General features: G+C 41.8%; 19 protein-coding genes and 2 tRNA genes. 11 read left to right on the top strand and 10 right to left on the bottom strand.

Features of this window, described 5'->3' with window-relative positions; genetic code table 11:
• Positions 1-249 precede the first annotated feature (249 nt).
• From WKT12_RS02475 to WKT12_RS02460, 4 genes are read left to right on the top strand one after another with little or no spacing between them, the layout of a single operon-like run.
• Positions 250-702, top strand: a complete 453-nt coding sequence (locus tag WKT12_RS02475; RefSeq protein ID WP_340318695.1) for a DIP1984 family protein — start codon at positions 250-252, stop codon at positions 700-702.
• Positions 703-732: 30 nt separating this feature from the next.
• Positions 733-927 carry a hypothetical protein gene (locus WKT12_RS02470; protein WP_340318694.1) on the top strand — a complete coding sequence of 65 codons (195 nt, stop codon included), beginning with the start codon at positions 733-735 and terminating at the stop codon, positions 925-927.
• 52 nt (positions 928-979) lie between these two features.
• Positions 980-1,873 (top strand): hypothetical protein, encoded by an 894-nt coding sequence (locus WKT12_RS02465; protein ID WP_340318693.1) that lies wholly within the window; start codon positions 980-982, stop codon positions 1,871-1,873.
• A gap of 12 nt (positions 1,874-1,885) precedes the next feature.
• A complete protein-coding gene (locus WKT12_RS02460; RefSeq protein WP_340318692.1) occupies positions 1,886-2,800 on the top strand; it encodes a helix-turn-helix transcriptional regulator in 915 nt (304 codons plus the stop codon).
• Between the two features lie 109 nt (positions 2,801-2,909).
• Here the strand turns inward: WKT12_RS02460 and WKT12_RS02455 are convergent, their stop codons facing one another.
• The 9 genes from WKT12_RS02455 to WKT12_RS02415 all read right to left on the bottom strand — a co-directional run bounded on the left by WKT12_RS02455 (position 2,910) and on the right by WKT12_RS02415 (position 8,744).
• Positions 2,910-3,953 carry a DUF3987 domain-containing protein gene (locus tag WKT12_RS02455; RefSeq protein WP_340318691.1) on the bottom strand — a complete coding sequence of 348 codons (1,044 nt, stop codon included), beginning with the start codon at positions 3,951-3,953 and terminating at the stop codon, positions 2,910-2,912.
• Positions 3,954-3,974: 21 nt separating this feature from the next.
• Positions 3,975-4,163 carry a hypothetical protein gene (locus WKT12_RS02450; RefSeq protein ID WP_340318690.1) on the bottom strand — a complete coding sequence of 63 codons (189 nt, stop codon included), beginning with the start codon at positions 4,161-4,163 and terminating at the stop codon, positions 3,975-3,977.
• Between the two features lie 61 nt (positions 4,164-4,224).
• Positions 4,225-4,539 carry a helix-turn-helix domain-containing protein gene (locus tag WKT12_RS02445; RefSeq protein ID WP_340318689.1) on the bottom strand — a complete coding sequence of 105 codons (315 nt, stop codon included), beginning with the start codon at positions 4,537-4,539 and terminating at the stop codon, positions 4,225-4,227.
• A gap of 192 nt (positions 4,540-4,731) precedes the next feature.
• Positions 4,732-4,965, bottom strand: a complete 234-nt coding sequence (locus WKT12_RS02440) for a DUF6043 family protein (protein ID WP_340318757.1) — start codon at positions 4,963-4,965, stop codon at positions 4,732-4,734.
• 3 nt (positions 4,966-4,968) lie between these two features.
• Positions 4,969-5,559 (bottom strand): DUF6043 family protein, encoded by a 591-nt coding sequence (locus WKT12_RS02435; protein ID WP_340318688.1) that lies wholly within the window; start codon positions 5,557-5,559, stop codon positions 4,969-4,971.
• A gap of 102 nt (positions 5,560-5,661) precedes the next feature.
• Positions 5,662-6,651, bottom strand: coding sequence for a virulence protein RhuM/Fic/DOC family protein (locus WKT12_RS02430; RefSeq protein ID WP_340318687.1), 990 nt, complete (start codon positions 6,649-6,651; stop codon positions 5,662-5,664).
• Between the two features lie 56 nt (positions 6,652-6,707).
• Positions 6,708-7,142, bottom strand: coding sequence for a hypothetical protein (locus tag WKT12_RS02425; protein WP_340318686.1), 435 nt, complete (start codon positions 7,140-7,142; stop codon positions 6,708-6,710).
• A gap of 264 nt (positions 7,143-7,406) precedes the next feature.
• Positions 7,407-8,012, bottom strand: coding sequence for a phage integrase SAM-like domain-containing protein (locus WKT12_RS02420; RefSeq protein WP_340318685.1), 606 nt, complete (start codon positions 8,010-8,012; stop codon positions 7,407-7,409).
• 659 nt (positions 8,013-8,671) lie between these two features.
• Positions 8,672-8,744: transfer RNA gene (locus WKT12_RS02415), tRNA-Pro, on the bottom strand.
• 182 nt (positions 8,745-8,926) lie between these two features.
• Here WKT12_RS02415 and WKT12_RS02410 point away from each other — a divergent pair.
• A tRNA-Phe gene (locus tag WKT12_RS02410) sits at positions 8,927-8,999 on the top strand.
• Between the two features lie 353 nt (positions 9,000-9,352).
• Here WKT12_RS02410 and WKT12_RS02405 read toward each other — a convergent pair.
• The gene (locus WKT12_RS02405; RefSeq protein WP_340318684.1) at positions 9,353-11,047 is read right to left on the bottom strand and encodes a Na/Pi cotransporter family protein; all 1,695 of its coding nucleotides are present in this window, start codon (positions 11,045-11,047) and stop codon (positions 9,353-9,355) included.
• Positions 11,048-11,128: 81 nt separating this feature from the next.
• On the opposite strand from WKT12_RS02405, the gene WKT12_RS02400 reads away from it, so the two are divergent.
• The 6 genes from WKT12_RS02400 to WKT12_RS02375 all read left to right on the top strand — a co-directional run bounded on the left by WKT12_RS02400 (position 11,129) and on the right by WKT12_RS02375 (position 17,899).
• Complete coding sequence (locus tag WKT12_RS02400) at positions 11,129-12,802, top strand: nucleoside kinase (protein ID WP_340318756.1); 1,674 nt, start codon at positions 11,129-11,131, stop codon at positions 12,800-12,802.
• 111 nt (positions 12,803-12,913) lie between these two features.
• Positions 12,914-14,395 (top strand): RNA polymerase factor sigma-54, encoded by a 1,482-nt coding sequence (rpoN, locus tag WKT12_RS02395; RefSeq protein WP_340318683.1) that lies wholly within the window; start codon positions 12,914-12,916, stop codon positions 14,393-14,395.
• A 113-nt stretch (positions 14,396-14,508) separates the two neighbouring features.
• Positions 14,509-15,105: a hypothetical protein gene (locus WKT12_RS02390; RefSeq protein ID WP_340318755.1), complete on the top strand. Its 597-nt coding sequence runs from the start codon at positions 14,509-14,511 to the stop codon at positions 15,103-15,105.
• Between the two features lie 44 nt (positions 15,106-15,149).
• On the top strand, positions 15,150-15,530 hold the full coding sequence (gene gcvH, locus WKT12_RS02385) for a glycine cleavage system protein GcvH (protein ID WP_021972037.1): 381 nt from the start codon (positions 15,150-15,152) through the stop codon (positions 15,528-15,530).
• A gap of 15 nt (positions 15,531-15,545) precedes the next feature.
• Positions 15,546-16,055, top strand: coding sequence for a 5-(carboxyamino)imidazole ribonucleotide mutase (gene purE, locus WKT12_RS02380; protein WP_021972038.1), 510 nt, complete (start codon positions 15,546-15,548; stop codon positions 16,053-16,055).
• Entirely contained in the window at positions 16,055-17,899 is a 1,845-nt protein-coding gene (locus WKT12_RS02375) for a 4-hydroxy-3-methylbut-2-en-1-yl diphosphate synthase (RefSeq protein ID WP_340318682.1), read from the top strand. Before purE ends, WKT12_RS02375 begins: the two co-directional genes overlap by 1 nt.
• Positions 17,900-18,147: the final 248 nt, after the last annotated feature.

The following is an 18,147-nucleotide window of genomic DNA, read 5'->3' as shown; positions in this document are numbered from 1 at the left end:
AAGGCCTGCCGGACCGTTTGGTTTAATGATCCAGATTGTCTATAAGAAAATATGGAAAGAACTAGAGAAGTGAATGAAGTTCATGCATATACAGTATGAAACTAATTTAGGCAGTTATATACAATAGGTTAGCATATAACTGCCTAAATTAAATATCTCATTTATCTGAAAAAAGCCATAGCTACGCAGGTTTTTCGCGCACTTTCCCTCTACTACCTTTGCCTTCGTAAACTTAAAACAAGAACGGATATGAAACTTGCAGAAGCACTCAGCCTGCAGGCCGACTTACAGAAACGGGTAAGCCTACTGAAACTTCGGATGAAAAATAGTGCAAAAGTACAAGAGGGTGATGAACCTGCCGAGAATATGGAAGAACTGTTCAACGAACTGGACGGGATGCTTGCGCAACTGGAAGGGCTGATTTATCGGATTAACGATACCAATATGCACACACTATGCGAAGGCGAGAGCCTTACCCGCATGATGGCACGGAAAGATGTGCTTTCCATACGTGTGGCATTGATGCGAGAATTGTTGAAACACGTTACGGAGAACGATACCCGCTTTGGAAGAAACGAGCTAAAGTATATCCGACAGGTGAACGTGTCCGAACTGCAAAAAGAAACAGACGGTTATGCCCGTCAATTAAGGGAGCTGAATGTAAAGATACAAGGCTTGAACTGGAACACCGATTTGCGTTAAGGTAACGCAGGTAGTTTTTCCGGTAATATAGTGGCGGTACAACCAAATCTTCCGAAAGGAAAACAATCGTATGCATTGGAATGGAAAGACGTAAATGCAAGCGGCAAATTCAGCACGGCGTATAGGTTGCAAAGGGCAAATCAGGACAAGAATGTTCTCAATTATGGTGCATTACCATGTGCCGACTATAAAAAGCGGAAAAATGAGGGAGGGATAGCGGGATAAAATCAGTATGTAAATTTTATACGGAATATTCATTTATTAAAACAACCGGTTTATGAGGACTTTTGAAGATATGTTAAAGGATTCTTTGAAAGAGAATTCAGACGTAGGAGAATTATGCAACTATATACGTGACGGTATCAGCACAAAGGAAAAACGACAGGCATTGCTGGCGGTGGAGCGCACAATCAAAGAAATTGCCGGCAATGAAGAAAGGCATTGGTTCTTCAAACTTTTCAGTGAAAAAGAAGCCGATGAACTGGAATCTCTTGTTTCTACTCGCAGCATGATTCTGAACGAAATGATGCTACATACATCGGACGAGATGGAGCGGTTCAGGTATCAGAACGACAAACTGTTTCGGTTAACCCAAGAAGCTAATCGGCAGGAACGGAACATGATAAAGATGTTTTATCATACACCTTACCGGGAACAGGACACCATGGCATACAACCTCGAAAAGAGACTAACCTTTACATGGGGAGACGAGGATGCCGTGATAAAAATGGCAAACGATGAGTATTACGGTTCCGACTTCGGCTATATGCTGCATCTTATATCTGACTTAATAGAGAGGATACCCAAGGATACCAATCTGATAAACGGTTTTAGTCCGTTATATTTCGGTGAAGAAAATGCCTTGGAGGCGAATGCCCACATGATGGATGACGACACCACTTGGGCAGATGGGTATCTGCACCACGAGGCATTCAAAGACATTTGCGTATGCTATGCCGTACATGCCGTATGCACCCATCTGCCTTACTCAATTCCTGACTTATTGCACATGGATGATTTCAATGTGAGCGTAACGCTGGAATATAGCCACGAAGATTGCGAGCAACGGGAACGGCACATGGTCGAGGAAGAAGCGGAAGAAAAGCGAAAGCAACAGGAATTTGGGAACTATCCACTACAGAGTCATAGATGGACGAAAGATATGGGATAAACTTTGATAAAGATGGTAAAAGACAGATTTAAAAAGTACCTCTGGATTGTGAACAAGCTATACACAACCGGCGGTATTTCTTACAAGGATTTAGCGAAGGAATGGAAGCGTAGCATATTGAACGATGAAGGGACTCCCCTTGCCAAGCGTACCTTCGATGATTATCGCCATGCAATAGAGGAAACTTTCGACCTTGACATTCAGTGTGATGCTTCTGATGATTATAAATACAAACTATATGATGCGGAAATTTTACGGAATGACACGATCAAGAGTTGGTTGCTCAGTTCGTTTGCCGTAAACAACTGCATTCAGGAAAGTCGCAAACTGAAACAAAGAATCCTATTCGAACGCATTCCATCAGGAAATGAATCGCTGATGCGCATCATTGAGGCCATGCAGGAAAACAAGATGCTCCGCCTGACCTATCAGGGCTTCCAGCACGACTGTCCGATTACGGTCATGGCAGAACCTTACTGCGTCAAGGTGTTCAAGCAACGGTGGTATATGGTGGCCCGTAATTTCCAAAAAGACCATATCCAAATCTACGCCCTTGACCGTATCCTGAAATTGGAGAAAACAGAGGAGACGTTCATTTTCCCTGACAGCTTTGATGCAGAAACTTATTTCAGCAACTGCTACGGCATCATAGTGATACCCGAGGAGCTGGATGTGGAGACCATACGTATCAAGGTAACAGACCAAAACAACAAGCGGAAATACCTGCGTTTGCTTCCCTTACATGTATCACAGGAGGAAACAGAACGACATTCGGATTATTCCATTTTTACTTATCGCCTGTATCCTACCTACGACTTTTTTCAAGAGATTCTTTCGCATGGTCCAGAGATAGAGATACTTTCTCCTGAATGGGTACGGCAGGAGTGCAAAGAACTAATTGAAGCGATGTTGAAAAACTATTTGTAAAATGGAGTCCCAATTCTAAAATTCCCCAAGGCATAGTATCAAGCATCGTTATTATTATTAATATCAAGTAGTGTCATCGTATCAAAAATGTCAAAGTATCATTAACTTTTTACGATTTACAATAATGCCCATGCGCTTCTTTACGGATAAATTCACGTGCGCCTTCGCGCAGGAATCTTTTAACAGTGGATTCAGATAGTCCAAGTTTCTTACCAATGGCAACGGCTTCAGAGGTTGTGAATGATTGTGGCAAGAGGGAAAGCAATTCGGTATGACGCAAATCCAACACTCCAACTTCCATTTCTGGAGTGATACGACTTTCCATGGCACGGAAGTATTCTGTCAGCCGGATAGCACGAATAGCACTTTCTTCATCAATCTCATTCATTTCGGCTTCTCCACATATACCTCGCATGACTTGAACAACCAGACAAAAGCGGATAAGGTAGGTTTCTAACTTACCGCACAGGGCTTTCTCATTTTCGCTTTCCGATTCGCAGTAGATACGACTGTTCACTTCATTCTTCCAGTTTATCAGCAGATGTTTTGCTGACGATGAAAATGGAAGTTCAAAGGAACTTACTTTTCCCTCTTGTCCCAAAGGAGGCTGAAAGCTATCCACCTTGCGAATGATACGTTCCCATTCCATCAATACTTCTTCCGGCATAGGAGCCTCATTCCAAGACGGCATGGAGGATATGTTTGGATAAACTTTCAAAAAGCGTGAAGAAAAGCCGTTCAATGAGCGTTTTCCACCAAACAGCGTGGAGAGCATACCGGGCTGAGTAGAACCGATGATTGAGCAGTAGGGATGCGACAGAAAAATGTACTCATTATTCGACTTTCGGGTGTATTTGAAAGGTGTACCGCTGAACAGACTTAGAAAATAGCTTTCGTCCGAACCGTTGTAACGGTTGAAGTTGGAAAGCAGGCTGTCAATCTCGTCATTGTAAATAAGTACTCCACGGGGATTATCACGCATGGCGGATATAAGTGCTTCAATAGTGGAATTGACCACCACGTGTGATTTGCGTAGTGGTATTGGCATTTCATCAGGCAGAGACTGTTGTTTACGCTGTTTAGGTGTAAGCCGTTCCCATTTGCGATACTCTTTCATTTCACGGACATAGATACGGTCATATTCCTCGTCCAACTTCAATAACGGAAATACGGCCTACCGGAGTGACGGTGTCTTTCCACAACTCGGCGGACCGACCAGTACCATGTAAATTATCGGACGGCTTACCCATCCGGTCATGAACCGTGCCGACCATGTATTGCCCATCGCAGCGGCAAATACGGTCAGAAATGCTGCGGCTGTGAAATCCACTTGGTAGCCTTCATACCGCTGTAGTGATTCCACTATGTGGAGTATGGATTGCGGAAATACGCCAAGAGGGAAAGAAATATTGTTGTCCATAAGTTCAGAGTTTTACGTTGCGCTGTCCGAGAGCCTTTCGTACTTCATATTCTGGGTAGAGCACTTTATTGCCCGTCTTTATAGGTTTTAATATGCCCTTGTTCGCCCAATGCCAAAGTGTAGCATCACACACACCGAACAATTCCTTGACTTCCGTTTTGGAAAGCATCCGTTCTTTCCGGGCTTCTTCAACCATTAAGCCAAGTTCATCCTTTGCACGGTGGATAAGCTCGTCTGAAAACGCTTTCAGGTCTTCCGCACTCATTTCCACTTTCACATGGGCTTTACCGTCACTGAGAATATTGAATAATTTGTCCATAACAATCAATACCGTCTTTGTAAGAACGTTTCTGCAGACGGACTGAAACAGAAAACGCCATCGCTCCGACATGGAACGATGACGCAAATATAAAGTGCAATCCATTGAAATAAAAAGAAATAAGAGTTCGTTTAGTTCGCGAACCTCAAAACGAAGCAAACGAATAGAAACGAATCTATTTCACGCTACCGATTAGGTGTTTACAAGAATGACTTCCGACTTTATCAGGTCTATTGCATAGCGGTGTTCAAGTTCATCCTTGCCATACTGTTTCTTGTTGGGCGATAGGTTTTGCAGGTAGCATACGCTTTTCTGTAGTTGACGTACACCAATAGTGGGATGCTTAGGATAAGTTTCTTTCATGGCATCCAAGAATTTCGTTAATGGTAACTTGGTGCTTATCTCTCCTGCTTCTACAAGAGCGATATACTAGTGCGCTATGTTCATTCCGCTATAACCCCCATAAATACCCCATTCTCCAATTCGTTTTATGAGGTCTTCATCGTGGGAAGCAAGTAATGCCAGAAAGGGGCTATTGCTCGGAGCCTGGTGTCTTTGATAGTAGAATTCGCGGTTTGGTTGCTCTTTCCGATAGAAGAATCTGCCGAAAAGCATTCTACCCAAGTTGGATAGCATCTCTCTATATTTCTGCTTTTCCTGTTGTACAACTGCATTATCCAACTCGTCAAGAATCAGTTCAGGTGACTCACCATACTTAATCCAGGCAGCCATAGCCATTCTGTCATCACTCTTTTCACTGAAATAATCGGCAGCAAAGTCGGACATCGAAAGACTCTCCAAAAGAGAAATGCTATCAAACGAGTCGCTTTCCATCATTTTCTCCACTTCTTTCTTGAACTTTGACGAAGATGAAAGAGCAACCTCTCCCAATTTTAATATTCCTCCAATCCCTTCTTGGCTCATTTTTTCCGCAAATTGCGAATACTCTTGTGGATGTGTCTCCATCCATGTTTTGATTTCGTCCATACGTTCTTTGAACGCTTTGTCATTTTTGTTCATAAACTTATCTATATGAGATTTGAAAATGACAAAGTTATGCCCATTCATACTTCTGAACGAAATGCACAACAAAATTCTGCTACATAAGCATTATTTTCCCTCTTAGTTGTTCTGATTGATGAGGTTTACAATGACTTTCAGCATAGTGTCCTTTTCTTCGGTGCGACTTTCTGCTATCATCAATGTCAGCGCCACCAAGGTATTATCGGCAATGCGTTTACTTCCATCCTCATTGTAAAGAATACCGTTGCCATTGAGAAACCACAGAAAGAGTGTAGCGGCAATACGCTTGTTGCCATCGCTGAATGAGTGATTCTTTGTAACAAGATACAGCAACATGGCAGCTTTCTCCTCAACAGACGGATAGAGGTCAATGCCACCAAAGGTCTGGTATATCTGCCCGATGGAGCTTTTGAATGAATCATCTTTTTCATTACCGAACCATGCGCTGCCGCCAAATTTCTCATGCAGTCCATGAATAACCTCCATGGCACTTTCGTATGTGGCGTGAAATGCGACCTTCTCTGTCGTTTTTTCAATCTTCAGTTCTTGATAGTCGTATCGGTCAAGTGTATCAAGGGCGTATGTGTAATCCACCACTACGTTCAACAGCGAGCGACTATCCTCTGTCAGCTTCTCCTGATTCTGAATAGTACGACCAAGAACCTTAACCAACTGGCTTAGTTCATCAAATTTCTGCACCGCAATACGTTCATTGATGGCATAGCCTTGGAGCAGGTATTGTTTTAGGATTTTGTTTGCCCAAATGCGGAATGCTGTAGCATTTTTTGAATTTACACGATAACCAACCGAAAGGATTGCATCAAGATTGTAATGGTCAACTATCTCTATGGATGCTCCTCTAAATCCTCTGTTCACGACTGTTTCCATTTTGGAAATAGTCGCATCTCGGTCTAATTCACCAGAGGCAAATATATTCTTTAGATGTTTAGAGATAGCTGGAACTTTCGTGCCGAACAATTCTGCTATTTGACGCTGAGTCAACCATATTGTCTCTCCACTAACAGTCACGTCCAATTGCATCTCGCCATTGGGCATCTGATAAATTACTATTTCATTCTGAGCATTCATAAAGCAAAGTTATGATAAAGTTTTGAAAATACGACACTTCCTGCTTCTAATCAACACTAAAACACATCCGCTTTCGCACCATTGGCAATAGCATCAATCTCATCTGCTATCTCATCGGAGGATAGTTTGATGTAATCCATAAATGTCTTTTGTGTCTTATGACCACTAACGTGCATCATCTGGAGTATAGTGTATTTGTGGGAAAGATACATATTCGTTATCCCACTACGACGTGCCGTATGCGTGGTGACACAATTATAACGTGGCATCATCACCTCTCCCTTACTGTTACGTTCTACCAAAAGTCTGCCATCCTCTTCCTGTTTCTTCTGCTTTATAGTTAATTTGGTCGGCACTTGTTCTGCAAGTGAAGGCACTTTCTCTGAAAGGTCTTTCAATATTTCCTTAATGTAGCGATTGAGGATAACGTCCACCACAGATGGAAGATTATAATTATACTTCTCACAGATTGCTTGCAAATTGGGATTCATTATAGGAATTTTCACTTCTTTACGTATCTTTTGCTGGACAAGCCTAATGATAGGTGTCCCTTTGGCTGTCGTTGTGAAACTTTCAGAGGAAATATTATTGTAATCGCTAACACGCTGACAAGTATAACAACCAACCAAGAAGACATCACGTACCTGGTCTTGCCACCCTGTTAGTGGTATTTCATACAACGCTTGAAGTTCTGCCGAGGTCAAATAAATCTCAGCAGCCTTGTCCTTTTCTTCTATTTTCTTTTTTGAAAAGCACTACGTGGCTCTATCATTATTATGTATGCCATCCGTATAAGCGTAGCCTACCAATGCCCGGAGCGTAACCAGATACTTGTTTTGAGCCGTGACCATATAATTCTGTTTCTCCATATAGGCAAGAAACTTAGCTACGAACTCACGATTAACCATCTCCCAAGTATATTGGTGCTTCTTATCAAAGTTGCCATACAATCTCATAAAGCTATGCCAAGCCTTAACCGTTCCTGCAGAATATCTGTCGTTACCATTTAAGCGTTTACCAGACTTGATGTCTGCACAGAATTGAGAAAGGAAATTCCAAATCTTGGCACGTTCGGCTTCAATGCCGGCCTGTATTAGTTTTTCTTGTTCCTTGCGTGCTCGCTCTTCCTCCAGCTTCGCATTCTGTTCTGTTTCGTTTTGTACACGCAAGATTTCAAACTTATCCGGATCTGCAATAGCGAGAATTTCTGATTTGATGTTTTGTCGATTAAATATTGGAGCTGACATTTCACGCTCTAACATGACTTCAATCCTACCTAACTTATCATGCAGCTTAGGGTTCTGCTTTCGATGACGTGCCAAAGAATCCTCGTCAGCTACAGCACCCTTCCATTCTACCACACTTGTTTGAATACGTGTGGTAAATGTACATCTATTTTTCTACTTGGATCTTGTACCCTCACAAATAGTGTAGCCTTCTCTTTATACTCGTCCTTTTTGAGGAAATAGAATCTGGAAAGTGTTTTTGCCATAGCACAATCGTTTAATAGAGGCTATTATTACAATGGCAAAGGTAACATTTATTTCCAAAAGTTACCTATAAAATCTATCGCAGATTTAACGACTCTATATTTAATACACTTAATAGTAATTGAAACACAGTGTATTAGATGTAATTTGATTTTAAGATACTTGATATAAGTTTAACTTTAATAGTGCTGGTGGCACCACTCAAAATCCTGATTCTTTCCGAATCGGGATTTTTTGTTTTCACACATACAACCCCGCACTTTCATAACTCAATCACCCCAAATACCTTCAACTACAGATTCGCTTTTTCTAAAAACAAACAATCGCCTTCAAAGCTTAAAATAACACCATCCATACCTACAAAAGACTTCACAAGCACCATCAACCCTTTCAATTCAAGCAAACTCCATCTTCCACACGCTTAATAAAACCCCAGCCTCTGCTCTCATCCCGATTACATACCGGCACAGCAGTTTGCAAACAGACACAAAAAAAGGTTTAACTCAGAGAGAAGAGTTAAACCTTTTCTGTCGGAATGAGGCGACTCGAACGCCCGACCCCTACGTCCCGAACGTAGTGCGCTACCAACTGCGCTACATTCCGATTGCAGTCATTTCTGATTTGCGGTGCAAAGATATGCATATTCTGAGAAACAGCCAAACAAATAAAGAAAAAATTTACATAAAATATTTTTCATCATTTCTTTCCCAAAATATTTGTATACTCCAAAAGTTTAATTTACCTTTGCAACCGCAAACGAGAAAAATTCTTTGCAACGACACATTGGTGCCATAGCTCAGTTGGTAGAGCAAAGGACTGAAAATCCTTGTGTCCCCGGTTCGATTCCTGGTGGCACCACTCAAAATCCTGATTCTTTTTGAATCGGGATTTTTTGTTTTCAGCAATCCCAAACCAAACAAAGACTTTCCAACTTGTCTTGACAAGCAAATAAGATTACTACCCCCCCTTCTTCTGCAACAATGATAATTTTGCGGATAATAAGCCGCAAAATATGCGGTTAAATCATTATACCAATGACTCCGAATCAGCAATAGACACATATTTTCCCACAACTCTGAACAAAACAACACTCCAAGCCCCCAATAAAACGAGCCGATGTTTTTATCAACTCCTCACCAAGGATAAAAAAAACGTCGCCACGTTTTAAAAAAACATGGCGACGTTTTGGCACTACAATTATCAGAAAGAACTCATGCCTTTTTCTCTTTCACATCAGAATGTGCTTCCACAACATTTACTACATAGTCACCCAATTTTTCACATTCGGCAATAATATCCATGTAGTGAATACCCATCTGATAACTATATTCCTTATTGTTTACATCAATTATATTTTGATTCTTCAGCTGACTCCGATAATTATTTATCTCATTCTCGATGTTGAACGATTTATTCACATCCACCGTATGATGTACATCTTCTACCAAAGCGATCATCTGCGTCAGTGCGCTATCTGTCAGCCCGAACATCTGATGAATATGTTCATACTGCTTTTCTGTAAAATCAATGCTACCACGACGCTTGCGATTGATGGTTCGTGCCAAATTATAGCAACTATCTCCGATACTTTCTATCTCAGTTACCTCACGAAGCATCTCGCGTATTTGCAATTTACTTTCAGAGCTTAAGCGACCTTCGGATACCTGATTCAGATAATTGGCTATTTCCACTTCCATATTATCGCTGATGTTCTCGTATTTTTCGATACGGCTAAACAATTTGTTAAATTCATTTTCGTTTTCCGTATGCAATAAGTCGCGTACCATACGGAACATACGCTGAATACGTTCTGCAAACAAATTGATTTCTTTACGAGCCTGCAATACTGACAATTCGGCTGTAGACAGCATACCTCCCGTAATAAACTGCAAACGATACTCTTCCTCCTGCTCCTTTTGAGGAATCAATTTGCAAACCGTCTTTTCTATCAGTTTGACAAACCATATCAAAATCAACACATTGCACACATTAAAGCAAGTATGGAAAGCCGAAAGTTTAAACGAAACCGCAACTCCGTCGGCTTCACTGATATGCATTAAATCGGAAATAATCCAATCCACCATTGACAAGAATGGCTTGAACAAAATCAAGACCCAAACAACACCAAATATATTAAACATCAAGTGAGCCATAGCTGCACGCCGTGCTTGCGTATTGGCTGTCAGAGCAGCAAGATTTGCCGTAATGGTTGTTCCAATATTTTCTCCTAAAACCAATGCAGCTCCCAGCTCAAAACTAATCCAGCCATTGGCACACATAATAAGTGTAATTGCCATTGTCGCTGCAGAAGCCTGCACAATCATGGTCAGAATAGTACCGATAAAAACAAACAAGAGTACAGAAATGAATCCCATATCCGTATAATTCTGCACAAAAGCCAACATATCAGGATTTGCACTCAAATCGGGAGCATTAGTTTTCAAGAGATTAAGCCCCATAAATAGAAATGCAAAGCCAAAAATAAATTCACCGATAGACTTACGGGAACTCTTTTGAGAGAATAAAAACGGAATACCAAACGCCAGAAGAGGCAATGAGAACATGGAAATATCGACTTTAAAGCCGAGAGCGGAAATAATCCAGGCTGTAACTGTAGTACCGATATTGGCGCCCATAATTACACCTATAGATTGCGAAAGAGTCAGTAATCCTGCATTGACAAAGCTGACTACCATTACTGTCGTTGCAGAAGAAGATTGAATCAAGGCTGTAATAAGCACACCCGTCAGAACACCGGTTACTCTGTTTGTCGTCATTGCAGTCAGGATACTACGAAGTCTGTCACCGGCAAACTTCTGAAGCCCCTCACTCATGATTTTCATTCCATAAAGGAAAAGCGCCAACGAGCCGAGTAACGCTAAAAAATCATAAAAAGTATATTCCATTTGTAATTAATTAAGTCGGGGGTAGGCTTTTAATTGTTTAATGTGTAAATTAATTGCCAAATCACCACGTTAGTAACACATATTACAATTATGCTACAAATATATTGCAAAAATAATAATTTAACAAAAGATTTCCCTGAAGGGAGCACGCTTTTGGATATTTATAATGGTTTTAATCTATCCATGCCTTACGGGCCTGTCAGTGCAAAAGTTAACAACAAAGTAGAAGGACTCAACTTTAAAGTTTACTACAATAAAGATGTAGAGTTCCTCGATATTACAAACCCTTCAGGCATGCGCACTTACTTCCGTTCGCTTTGCTTCATATTAGTAAAAGCAGTTGAAGAACTTTATCCACAAGGAAGCATCTCATTGGAGCACCCTGTTTCAAAGGGGTATTACTGTACATTACATTTAGACCGTTCAATCGGACTGGACGATGTAACTCGCATTAAGCAAAAAATGCAGGAGCTTATTGAAGCCGATATTCCTTTCCAGCGCATCGAATGTCACACAGAACAGGCTGTAGAATTATTCAGTCAAAGAAGCATGCTCGATAAAGCCAAATTATTAAAAACTTCCGGACAGTTGTATACGTTCTATTACAGACTGGGCGATACAATCGATTACTATTACGGTAGTCTGGTTCCGAGCACCGGTTACATCAAGTTGTTCGATATCGTAAAATATTACGATGGCTTACTGCTTCGTATCCCCAACCGAAAGGATCCCAGAAAACTGGAAGAACTTGTAAAGCAAGAAAAGATGCTGGAAGTATTTCAGGAATATCATCGCTGGAATCAGATTTTAGGTATCAGTACGGTAGGCGACTTTAACATTGCATGCAACGAAGGACATGCCACCGACTTAATAAAGGTTTCGGAAGCTCTGCAAGAAAAGAAAATAGCTCGTATAGCAGATGAAATCACTCACCGGAACCAGAATGGAAAACGGGTAAAGCTTGTCCTAATTTCCGGTCCGTCATCATCTGGAAAAACAACATTCAGCAAACGCTTAAGTATTCAACTGATGACAAACGGAATGAAACCTTATCCCATTTCACTGGATGATTATTTTGTAAACAGAGAAGATACTCCGCTGGACGAAAACGGACAACATGACTTCGAATCGTTGTATGCATTAGATTTACCTTTCTTCGAAGCACAGTTAAAAGAACTTCTGGAGGGCAAAGAAATAGAACTTCCCCGATTCAACTTTACCACAGGAAAACGAGAAAACAGTGGAACAAAGTTGCGTATCGACGACAATATGATATTGATTCTGGAAGGCATTCATGCCCTGAACCCTGCACTTACTCCGAATATTCCGGCAGAAAATAAATACAAAATATACGTATCGGCACTGACAACTATCCAGCTTGACAATCACAATTACATACCGACTACCGACAATCGTCTGATCCGCCGTATTATACGCGACTACAGGTATCGTAATTACTCGGCAGAGGCAACCATCGAGCGCTGGGAAAGTGTACGTGCTGGCGAAGATAAATGGATATTCCCCTATCAGGAATATGCTGATGCAATGTTCAATTCGGCTCTACTTTTCGAACTTGCCGTATTGAAGGATTATGCAGAACCTATCTTACGCAAGGTACCTAACAATTGTCCAGCCTATTCAGAAGCACATCGCCTCTTGCGTTTCCTGGCTTACTTTGTATCGGTACAAGATAAGGAATTGCCTCCTACTTCACTGTTACGTGAGTTTTTGGGAGGAAGCAGTTTCAGATATTGATAAATTCTTCTGGTACGGATTACATGGTGGCGCATAAATAAAATTCGCTCCAACTCATGTAATCCGTACCTAATTTTGTTATTTTTGCAGCGATAAATCAAATTCATCTTTATGGCTATAAATTCACGTCAGGTACAAACACAGGCTCAGCAGCAAGTGCAGACTTTATCTCCGCAGCAGATTCTGGCTGTCAAATTACTGGAGCTTCCTACAGTGGAACTGGAAGAACGTATTCACTCTGAACTTTTGGATAATCCGGCTTTAGAAGAAGGCAAAGAGCCTTCCGAACAAGCGGAAGACCATGAGGACGATTATACCAACAATGAGGACGGAGAACAGACTTCCGGCGAATATGAAGAAGATTTATCATTAGGTGATTACCGCACTGAAGATGACATACCCGATTATAAACTTCAGGAGAACAATCGTTCTAAAGGAGAAACCCCCGAAGAGATCCCTTTTTCGGACAACGTATCGTTTTACGAAACATTAAAGGAACAGCTCGACATGCAGGAACTTACTCCCGAAGAAAAGCAATTGGGAGAATATCTCATCGGATCATTGGACGATGACGGACTGCTGCGAAAAACGACAGACGCCTTAATTGACGAACTTGCCATTTACCAGGGTATTTCCACCACTCCCGAACAGTTGGAGCATGTCTTATCTATCATTCAGGATTTTGATCCGGCAGGAATCGGTGCACGTAGTCTGCAAGAGTGCTTGCTATTGCAAATCAAACGGAAAGAGAATTCCCCGTTGAAACAAATTGAGTATGACATCATCAGCAAGTGCTGTGACGATTTTACGAAAAAGAATAAAGATAAAATTCTGCAAAAATTAGGCATAACTGAAGAACAGTATAATGCAGCCGTAGCAGAACTGACAAAATTAAACCCTCGCCCGGGAAGTTCAATGGGAGAAGCAATCGGAAAGAACTTACAGCAGATTATTCCCGATTTCATTGTCGAAACGGAAGAGGACGGCACAATCAATCTGAGCCTCAACAACCGGAATATTCCCGAATTGCGCCTAAGCCGTGAATTTACAGAAATGCTGGACGAGCATACACGCAATAAGGCTAACCAAAGCAAGGATTCAAAAAATGCAATGATGTTCCTGAAACAAAAGGTCGACGCTGCTCAAGGATTTATCAATGCGGTTAAGCAACGGCAGCAAACCTTGCTCAGTACCATGCAAGCTATTATCGACTTGCAACGCCCGTTTTTTCAAGACGGCGATGAATCCTCATTACGCCCGATGATTTTGAAAGATGTTGCAGAACGTGCAAAGTTGGACATTTCGACTATCTCACGAGTAAGTAACAGCAAGTATGTACAAACCAACTTCGGTATCTATCCACTTAAATTCTTTTTCAGCGACGGATATGTGACCGAAAATGGAGAAGAGCTTTCTGTACGAGAAATCAAACAGTTCCTGAAAGAATGTATTGATAAAGAAAATAAGGAAAAGCCTTATACAGACGATGAACTGGCCGACATGCTAAAAGAAAAAGGTTACCCGATAGCACGACGAACTGTCGCCAAATATCGCCAACAGCTGAATATCCCTGTTGCGCGCTTAAGAAGATAAATGAAACGACAACAAATATAATCACAAGAATGGAAGAAACAAATATTCCCGACCAACTGACATATCATGATCCTGCCCCCAGGAACCAGGAAGAACAGAGGGACACATTATTTATGGCGGCACGTATCATATCTGCCATTTTCACCCCTTTCATGGTTCCTTTTGTCGCGTTTCTGCTTCTCTTTTTCTTTACTTACCTGCGAGTTCTCCCCTTGCAGTATAAGTTGACTGTTCTGATTATGGTATATTGTTTCACCATCCTGCTTCCGATGCTCGGCATCTATCTGCTTCAGAAAATCAACGGATGGACCCTTCAGGAACTGGGGAACAGAAAGAAACGTTTCATTCCTTACCTGATTACGATCATGAGCTATACCGGATGCTTCCTGACAATGTACCGCATTCATCTTCCACGCTATATGAGCGGTATTATTATTGCGACACTGCTTTGCATGGTTATTTGTACCAGCATCAACCTGAAATGGAAAATCAGTACCCACATGGCGAGTTGCGGCATGATTATCGGTGGCTTACTTTCGTACAGTTTCATCTTCCAGTTTAATCCTATCTGGTGGCTATGTGGTTTTATCTTGCTGGCAGGGATGTTAGGATCGGCACGAATCATCGTCCGGCAACATACTTTAAACGAAGTAGGGGGCGGTTTTTTGGTCGGTTTGTTTTGCGGTATCATCGGAATTTTGTTTATTTGAAACAGAAATAATAATTAAACATTAACCTCTAAAATACTAAGATTATGAATTTCCCAACTAACGTAAAGTACACGAACGAACACGAATGGATTCGCCTGGAAGGTGACGAAGCTTATGTAGGTATTACTGATTATGCACAAGACCAATTGGGGGACATCGTTTTTGTTGATGTAACAACCGAAGGTGAAACATTAGATAAAGGTGAAGTATTCGGTACAATAGAAGTTGTAAAAACGGTATCCGACCTTTTCCTCCCCATCGGTGGAGAGGTACTTGAAATAAACCCGGCACTGGAAGAACATCCGGAACTGGTCAACAAAGATCCGTATGGTGAAGGCTGGCTTATTAAAATAAAGCCGACAGACACCGCCGAAATGGATGAACTGCTGGATGCCGAAGCATACAAACAGATCATTAATGAGTAAAACTAAATAACAGACATGAAACCAATTGTAAGTATCATCATGGGTAGTACATCCGACCTTCCCGTTATGGAGAAAGCGGCAAAACTGCTCGACGAAATGCAAGTTCCTTTCGAAATGAATGCTCTTTCGGCACACCGTACACCTGCCGAGGTTGAAAAATTTGCGAAAGAAGCTGCGGGACGAGGACTTAAAGTTATTATCGCAGCAGCTGGAATGGCAGCAGCACTGCCCGGCGTTATTGCAGCAAATACTACCCTCCCAGTTATCGGAGTTCCAGTAAAAGGCTCTGTTTTGGATGGAGTAGATGCACTTTATTCTATTATTCAGATGCCTCCCGGCATACCTGTAGCAACTGTTGCCATCAACGGTGCCATGAATGCAGCTATCCTTGCCGTACAGATGTTGTCACTGTCCGACGAAGAGCTTGCAGCTAAATTTGCAGCTTACAAGGAAGGACTGAAAAACAAGATTGTCAAAGCAAACGAAGAACTGAAAGAAGTAAAATACGCTTATAAAACAAATTAATGGATTACTTCAACTATTCACGCCGAGAGGCAAATGAGGTATACGTTGGTGCCACTCCTATGGGTGGCACTAATCCTATCCGTATACAAAGTATGACCAATACGGTAACCATGGATACCGAGGCATGTGTAGAGCAGGCCAAACGCATCATCGAAGCGGGTGGTGAATATGTACGCCTTACTACTCAGGGAGTACGCGAAGCCGAGAATTTAAAAAACATCAACATCGGGCTGCGCTCACAAGGGTATAACACTCCATTGATAGCCGATGTACACTTCAATCCCAAAGTAGCCGAAGTTGCAGCATTGTATGCCGAAGGCGTACGAATCAATCCGGGAAACTATGTAGATGCCGCACGTACATTCAAGAAACTGGAATATACAGATGAAGAATATGCTCAGGAAATTCAGAAGATACGTGACCGCTTCATTCCCTTTCTGAACATCTGCAAAGAAAACCATACAGCTATTCGTATTGGAGTAAATCACGGATCGCTGTCCGATCGTATCATGTCACGCTACGGTGATACTCCCGAAGGCATGGTAGAATCGTGCATGGAGTTCCTGCGTATCTGCGTAGACGAACAGTTTATGGATGTCGTTATTTCTATCAAAGCATCCAATACCGTCATAATGGTTAAGACAGTCCGGCTTTTGGTAGAACAAATGGAAAAGGAAGACATGGCATTTCCGCTTCATCTGGGAGTAACCGAAGCAGGTGATGGAGAAGACGGGCGTATCAAATCGGCATTAGGTATCGGAGCGTTGTTATGCGACGGACTGGGAGATACTATCCGTGTATCACTGAGTGAAGCACCCGAGGCAGAGATTCCGGTAGCCCGTAAGTTAGTAAACTATATACTTCAACGGGAAAACCATCCCTATATTCCCGGAGCAGAAGCACCTGAATTCAATTATACCAATCCGAGCCGACGCAAAACAACAGCTGTCAGGAACATAGGAGGCGAGCAAGTGCCAGTTGTCATTTCTGCCCGTCTTGACGGTAATATGCAAATTGAAGAGCAATTCCGCCCGGATTACATTTATTGCGGACAGCATCTTCCAGAGGCACGCCGCACTGATATCGGTTATATCGTAGATGCTAATATCTGGGATGGAGAAAAAGGTACTTATCCTGCTTTTAATTACCAACAGTTAGTCGAACTACATCACTGCAATGCGGAAGTCAAGTTTTTATTCACTCCATATATGGGACTGAACGAAGAAGCGACAGCCTGCTTACGCCTGCATCCGGAAGTTATCATCATTGCTCAAAGCAATCACCCCAACCGGCTTGGTGAATTTCGAGGCATCGCACACCAGTTGATGAATCAAGGTCTGACCAACCCACTGGTATTTTTCCAATTCTATCAGGAAGACAATACCGAAGATTTACAAATCAAATCGGCTGCCGACATGGGAGCTCTTATATTCGATGGTTTCTGCGACGGTATCTTGCTGTATAATCACGGGAAAGCCATCGCCGACACAAAAGTTGACGAAACAGCCTTCGGTATTTTACAGGCAGGTAGAGCACGTACTTCAAAAACAGAATATATTTCTTGCCCTGGTTGCGGACGTACTCTCTACGATCTGGAAGCTACCATTGCACGTATCAAAGCTGCAACCTCTCATCTGAAAGGACTGAAAATCGGTATCATGGGATGCATTGTCAATGGTCCTGGTGAAATGGCCGACGCAGACTACGGCTATGTAGGAGCCGGACGAGGTAAAATCAGCCTATACAAGAAAAAGGAGTGTATCGAAAAAAATATTCCAGAAGAACAGGCCGTAGAAAAGTTGATTGAACTAATTAAGGCAAACGGAGATTACAAGGAAAAATAATCGAAATTTTTTTCGATTTACAATTTGACCAAATGGGATGTGTGTCAATGTTCAATTTTTGAGATTATGAACTCATAATTTGAAATCTGAACATTCTAAAAGAAACAATAAATGGTCATATCACTCTCAAAATAGAATGTGATATGACCATTTTGTACGCTATGATTATACTTCGAAGCAATCGTTTCAGTTTTGGCCCCTCCTCATATTTACGTTACACTATCAATTCTTTGAAAATTTTCGTTCCA

The sequence above is a fragment of the Phocaeicola sp. HCN-6420 genome, assembly GCF_037890145.1.
Lineage (GTDB): Bacteria > Bacteroidota > Bacteroidia > Bacteroidales > Bacteroidaceae > Phocaeicola.
The sequence above is the reverse complement of the archived record's forward strand: the minus strand, read 5'-3'. Positions and strand labels throughout refer to the sequence as shown.

What these genes read in the sequence shown, in the direction of transcription:
- WKT12_RS02430 (WP_340318687.1), bottom strand. Translation starts at nt 6,651, where the DNA reads ATGAATGCTCAGAATGAAATAGTAATTTATCAGATGCCCAATGGCGAG.
- WKT12_RS02475 (WP_340318695.1), top strand. Translation starts at nt 250, where the DNA reads ATGAAACTTGCAGAAGCACTCAGCCTGCAGGCCGACTTACAGAAACGG.
- WKT12_RS02375 (WP_340318682.1), top strand. Translation starts at nt 16,055, where the DNA reads ATGGATTACTTCAACTATTCACGCCGAGAGGCAAATGAGGTATACGTT.
- WKT12_RS02405 (WP_340318684.1), bottom strand. Translation starts at nt 11,047, where the DNA reads ATGGAATATACTTTTTATGATTTTTTAGCGTTACTCGGCTCGTTGGCG.
- WKT12_RS02460 (WP_340318692.1), top strand. Translation starts at nt 1,886, where the DNA reads ATGGTAAAAGACAGATTTAAAAAGTACCTCTGGATTGTGAACAAGCTA.
- gcvH (WP_021972037.1), top strand. Translation starts at nt 15,150, where the DNA reads ATGAATTTCCCAACTAACGTAAAGTACACGAACGAACACGAATGGATT.
- rpoN (WP_340318683.1), top strand. Translation starts at nt 12,914, where the DNA reads ATGGCTATAAATTCACGTCAGGTACAAACACAGGCTCAGCAGCAAGTG.
- WKT12_RS02390 (WP_340318755.1), top strand. Translation starts at nt 14,509, where the DNA reads ATGGCGGCACGTATCATATCTGCCATTTTCACCCCTTTCATGGTTCCT.
- WKT12_RS02465 (WP_340318693.1), top strand. Translation starts at nt 980, where the DNA reads ATGAGGACTTTTGAAGATATGTTAAAGGATTCTTTGAAAGAGAATTCA.
- purE (WP_021972038.1), top strand. Translation starts at nt 15,546, where the DNA reads ATGAAACCAATTGTAAGTATCATCATGGGTAGTACATCCGACCTTCCC.
- WKT12_RS02435 (WP_340318688.1), bottom strand. Translation starts at nt 5,559, where the DNA reads ATGAACAAAAATGACAAAGCGTTCAAAGAACGTATGGACGAAATCAAA.
- WKT12_RS02445 (WP_340318689.1), bottom strand. Translation starts at nt 4,539, where the DNA reads ATGGACAAATTATTCAATATTCTCAGTGACGGTAAAGCCCATGTGAAA.
- WKT12_RS02425 (WP_340318686.1), bottom strand. Translation starts at nt 7,142, where the DNA reads ATGAATCCCAATTTGCAAGCAATCTGTGAGAAGTATAATTATAATCTT.